The sequence below is a fragment of the Novosphingobium sp. genome (assembly GCF_019748365.1).
Classification (GTDB): Bacteria; Pseudomonadota; Alphaproteobacteria; order Sphingomonadales; family Sphingomonadaceae; genus Novosphingobium.
Map to the genome: position 1 here is coordinate 1 of NZ_JAIEPN010000052.1, position 3,533 is coordinate 3,533.

The 3,533-nt window shown below is 63.1% G+C and carries 2 protein-coding genes and 1 pseudogene; 1 reads left to right on the top strand and 2 read right to left on the bottom strand.

Annotated features, from left to right (window positions below; genetic code table 11):
- Positions 1–35: 35 nt before the first annotated feature.
- Together K5Q19_RS07560 and K5Q19_RS07565 are read right to left on the bottom strand one after the other, a co-directional pair.
- Positions 36–2,096, bottom strand: a complete 2,061-nt coding sequence (locus K5Q19_RS07560) for a strawberry notch family protein (RefSeq protein ID WP_292942953.1) — start codon at positions 2,094–2,096, stop codon at positions 36–38.
- Between the two features lie 54 nt (positions 2,097–2,150).
- On the bottom strand, positions 2,151–2,999 hold the full coding sequence (locus K5Q19_RS07565) for a toprim domain-containing protein (RefSeq protein WP_231729290.1): 849 nt from the start codon (positions 2,997–2,999) through the stop codon (positions 2,151–2,153).
- Positions 3,000–3,138: 139 nt separating this feature from the next.
- On the opposite strand from K5Q19_RS07565, the pseudogene K5Q19_RS07570 reads away from it, so the two are divergent.
- Positions 3,139–3,533: pseudogene (locus K5Q19_RS07570) on the top strand (chromosome partitioning protein); the annotation flags it as partial.

A 3,533-nucleotide genomic window follows, 5' to 3' on the forward strand; every position in this document is an offset into this window, starting at 1 on the left:
CATGGGGCTTTTTATTCAACCCAACTGGCCCCTTTTTAAACCGGTGCCTGGCCCGTTTTTATCCCGGTGTTGACACCCGAGGCCTTAAGATCGCGGGCTACCAGCTCCATCGCGGCGATACCGCCATCGCGGATTTCGCTGATGAACTGCTCACGGCCCGCAAAAGCCGTGCCCGGCCCCCACAGGCCAAGCCGCACCGCATAGGCGAGGTTGTTGACATCGGAAGCCCCGGTGGCCGAGGCATAGAGCACACGGGCGCGCGGGAGGGTGTTTTGCAGCAGCACCCCGGCAATGCCCTGCAATGAACCCTCCTTCTGCCCCAGGGCCCCTTCCCCGCCCGCCACACCGCCCATTTCATGGGCTTCGTCAAACACGATGACGCCCTCGAAGTCGGATCCGGCCCAGCGCACGATCTGATCAAGGCGCGTGTCTTCGACACGGGACGAACGCAGCGTGCCATAGGGAACGAACAGGATGCCCTCAGGCGCGGTGATCTCTTCGCCAATCTTCCAGCGCGACAGTTCAAGAATGTCGGCAGGCAGACCACCGATTGCTGTCCAGTCGCGCTGGGCGTCTTCGAGCAGCGGCGCATTCTTGCTGATCCAGATATGACGGCGATTACCGCGCAACCACTGGTCGAGAATGCAGGCTGCCGCCTGTCGCCCCTTCCCCGCCCCGGTGCCGTCACCGAGGAAGAAACCAGTGCGGTAGGCCTCGCCATCTGGGTCCTCCTTGAGCGCAACTTCGCTGGGCGGATGGGTGAAGCGTCCATGCAGCTCGCGCGACCAGGCCTCGCCTGCATAGATCACGGTTTCAAGCTGTGCGGCTGACAGCAGGCGCGCGGTGACGGTGCGCTCGGGCAGATTGGGCACATATTGCGGTCTGGGCGCAGCGATCGACGCCATGGCGGCGGATTCGACGAGGTGCGTTGGGTGCTCGCCTGCTTCGGGCAGAACCAGTCGCGATGGCCGGTAATCTGCATAGACACCGCGCTGCTCGCCCATTGGGGCCGGCTCATCGAGAACCATATAGGCAACGGGTTTAACCTCGTTGGTTTGCGGGGACCGGATCACGACAGGGCGCGCAGGCCCGCTTTTCACCGCCCGGAAGAAGCTCAGCTTGCCGGCGCGGGGGACTGAGGGCGGCGTGGATTCGCGCAGCGAAGCACGCGGCGGGATGACGGGAATTGCCTCGTAGAGTTCGAGCGGGCTTTGCCGGTTGATGGTCGAGACCGATATGTCGCCCGCAACCTTGTCGATCACGAACACCCGGACCGCGATAGAGGTGCCGTGTTTGGCATAGGCGCCCTTATCGAGGCGCAGTGAGAGGACAATCCGCGCGCCTTCTAGGGTATGGCGAAAAGCATGTGCGTATTTGGCAGACGGTGTGAACCAGTCAGGCATGATCGCGACGACGCGCCCGCCGGGCAGCAGATGGTCGAGCGCTGATCGCAGGTGCCGTGCCGCCGTGTTGGCGTCTTGCCCACGCGATTGCGAGATTGAGAACGGCGGGTTCATGATGATAGCGCTCGGACGCGTCATCCCTGATAGCAGCGCGCTGATCTTGGCCCCGTCGTGCCGGGTGACGGGCAGAGCCGGGAACAGACCTTCCAGGATCCCGACGCGCGTAGGTTCGAGTTCGTTGACCAGGGTGGTGGCGACATGCGGGCGTGCCAATGAGGCGATGATCCCGGTGCCAGCGCTCGGCTCGAGGAACACGTCCTCAGATGTCAACCGCGCCAGCTGGATGGCGAGCATGGCGAGTGCGGGCGGGGTCGAGAACTGCTGATACTCGATCTGGTCCTCGCTGCGCACGGTATGGGTAGGAAGCTCGCGCGTGATCGCTTCCAGTGTCCGGATTGCCGATGCGCCGTCGCATCTTGAGGTAAGTTCGTGCGCAGTCAGCGTAATCGCCGCCTCAAGCGCCTCGAAACTGTCGCGCTGCTGCCAAAAGCCATCTGCATCGCTGCCGCCGGCGGCCTCGGTCATGGCCTGGGTGAGCGCGGCACGGTCGACCGGAATGGCGAGGAGTATCTTGGCGGCAAGGGTCTGGGCGGCAGCAAGGATCGCGGCGGAACGCGAAATCGTAGAGGTCATGGAATTCTCCCGGGAACGGCCAACAACGACCGCATCCCTTCGTCCCCCCTCCCCTCACCGCTTCAGGAGCTGCGCCCAGTCGTTCATGCCGCCCGGTGGCCATTCGGTCTCGATGGTGAGGCCCGGGCGTTTGTATGCCTCCCAGGCACGATCACGGGCACGCCGGCCTTCGGTGTCGTTGTCGGCAAGCAGGATCAGCGTCTCGACATCTGATGGTATGGTCAGTTGGTGGAACCGTTTGGCCCCCATGGTCGCCCAGGCCTGAATGCCGGTCAGCGACATGTAGGCGGCAGCCGTCTCGAACCCTTCGCACAGGCCAATGGTTCGAGCGGGAGGCCCATTGGTCCAGGCCGCCCCAATTGCCTGCCCGAGACAGAGCTTTTCAGTCCAGTTGGCCGTGCCGGGATCGAGGAATATCCGCTGGATCGCGGCGATTTCGCCAAGCTTGTGCATGGCGACCAAGAGCGCGGGCTCGAATCTGGCAAAGGCCCCCTGCCCTCGCGGACATTGTGGGTGGAATCGGACATCGCTGAGCGGCGCCCAGATGCCACGTGTGTCGCGGATGTAACGCTCGGCGAGCGTTCCCTCGATGGCATTGGCCGCGCGCCAGATGGCGAGATGGGCTTCGCCGGGACCACCCGTTGCTTTCTCAACGATAGCACGACGAAAGTCTGGCAGGTGCTCGATGCGTGCAAGTTCGCGCAGAACGTCTCTGGCATCGCAGCCCGCATGGCAGGTGACGAGTATGCCTCGGTCCCCCTGGCGGACCGACAGCGACGGGGTTCTGTCGGCATGGGCCGGGCAAGCGCACATGGCGGTGTCGCCGGACCAGGTACCGCCAAGACGGTGGACCAGGGACCGGAGCTCAGCTGTGGGTCTGTTGCGAACAAGGGACATGGGCATCGAGCTCAGTCCCCCTCCCCTCCCCGCGTGCCAAGATCGACGCAACGGCGGCTTCTAGTTCAAACTTCCCCGCGCTGGACTGAATGAATTTGACTTGCTATATGCACAAAAACATTCATTCGCGCGCATCGGGGCAGTTATGAATTCAGAAGTCTCCCGCATTGCCGAAATGGCTGAGGCTGGCGAAAAGATGATCGAGCGGCTGCGGCGACAGGCGTTCCTTCCCGAGAGTCGCAAGGCGCTTTCTGTGCGCTATGGCATCGCCGAAGCTGCAGCACTACTTGGCTGTTCGACCAATCGCATCCGGATGGCCGAGGACGACGGTCGACTACCGCCTCCCCCGCCCACCGAAAATGGTCGCCGACCGGGCTATTCGATCGAAGCACTTCTCAATATGCGCGATGTTCTGGGTGCTTCGCCTGCCCGAGCGCCACTCGACCGACCTGCAATCATTGCTGTGCAGAATTTCAAAGGTGGTGTCGGCAAGTCGACTGTCACGACACATCTTGCGCACTACTTCGGCGTTCAAGGCTA